At 63.3% G+C, this 1,548-nt stretch carries 2 protein-coding genes; both read left to right on the top strand.

Going from position 1 to position 1,548, the window contains the following annotated elements; genetic code table 11:
• Nucleotides 1-694: NAD(P)/FAD-dependent oxidoreductase (locus C2U70_RS31440; RefSeq protein WP_140982514.1), on the top strand; the 694-nt coding region annotated here is incomplete at its 5' end.
• The coding region (locus C2U70_RS31435; protein WP_246666915.1) for an ABC transporter substrate-binding protein at nucleotides 672-1,548 on the top strand (877 nt) is incomplete at its 3' end. The genes C2U70_RS31440 and C2U70_RS31435, both read left to right, overlap by 23 nt.

Here is a 1,548-nt window from a genome sequence, read left to right as displayed (position 1 = left end):
GGCGCGCGCCGCGCGCGATGCCGGCGCCGATATCCGCGAGTTCTCACCGGTCGGCAAGCTGGCCCATGACGGCACTCAGTTCATCGTGACATCGGGCGAGCGCGAATTCCGCGCCCGATATCTCGTCAACACGGCCGGCTACTGGGGCGGTGCAGTCGCCAAGGCCTTCGGTGAGCCGGTGCCGGTCTCCCCGCTCAATCCCAACATGCTCGTGTCCGAGCCCCTGCCCTACTTCATCACGCCCAATCTGGGCGTGGTCGGTGGCGACGTCTACCTGCGTCAGATCCGGCGCGGCAATGTGATTTTCGGCGGCGGCCGCGGGCACTCCGATCCGGCTATTCCATCGTCACGGCCGTCACCCGAGGCAAGCTATGTCGTCATGGCGAGGGCGCTGCAGCTCGTGCCACGACTCGCAGGCGTGCAGGTGATCCGCAGCTGGACCGGCATCGACGGCGAAACGCCTGACGATATCCCGGTCATCGGACCGAGCCGCACGACGCCTGGCCTGTTTCATGCTTTTGGATTCTCCGGTCACGGCTTCCAGCTCGGCCCGGCCATCGGCGCCATCATGAGCGAGCTCGTCCTCGACGGACAGACGGACGTCCCGCTCGAGCCGTTCCGGATCGATCGTTTTGCAGCGGATCAATCATTCAACCAGCAGGGACAGAGACATGACGCTTCGCATCACGCTTAGTGCGGCACTCGCGGCCGCCACCCTCCTTGCGATACCCGCTTCGGCAGCGCCAAGGACCGATCTGAGGGTCGGCATGGCCGCCCAGGATGTCGGCCAGCTCGACCCTCACCGGGCGGTCAGCACGATCGACCGCACCGTGGTGGCATGGATCTACAACGGCCTCGTGCGCTTCAAGCCGGGGACGATGGATCCCAAGCAGATCGAGCCGGATCTCGCGGAAAAATGGGAATCGAGCTCCGACAAGCTCGACTGGACGTTCCACCTGCGTCGCGGCGTAAAATTCCACGGCGACTTTGGCGAGTTGAGCGCAGATGACGTCGTCTTCAGCCTGAAGAGAGCAAGTGACGCCAAGACGTCGGCCTTCTCCGCCGACTTCGCCGCGTTCAAGACCATCGAGGCAGCGGATCCCTACACGGTCCACATCGTCCTGACGCGGCAAGTGCCGAGCCTGCTCGGGCTGGTCACCAACTATTCCGGTGGCTATATCGTCAGCCGCAAAGCAGTCGAGAAATACGGCGCGGACTTCACGCGCAACCCGGTCGGCACTGGGCCCTTCGCGTTTGTCTCCGACACCCCGAACCAGTCGCTCGAGCTTGCAGCCTTCGACGGGTATTTCAGAGGTAAGCCGAAACTCGAGAAAGTGAGCTATCGCTACATCCCCTCCGATTCCTCACGCGACCTTGCCTTCCAGAACGGCGAAATCGATCTGATCTACGGCAAGCAGGACCAGGCCTGGATCAACCGCATCCGCGCATTGCCGAACTCGGTCGTCGACGTATTCGAGCCCGGCGAGCTTGCCAATCTCAATCTCAACATCACGGCAAAGCCGCTCGACGATATCCGTGTGCGGCAGG

This window comes from Bradyrhizobium guangdongense (assembly GCF_006483445.1).
Taxonomy (GTDB): domain Bacteria; phylum Pseudomonadota; class Alphaproteobacteria; order Rhizobiales; family Xanthobacteraceae; genus Bradyrhizobium; species Bradyrhizobium guangdongense_A.
The sequence above is the reverse complement of the archived record's forward strand: the minus strand, read 5'-3'. Positions and strand labels throughout refer to the sequence as shown.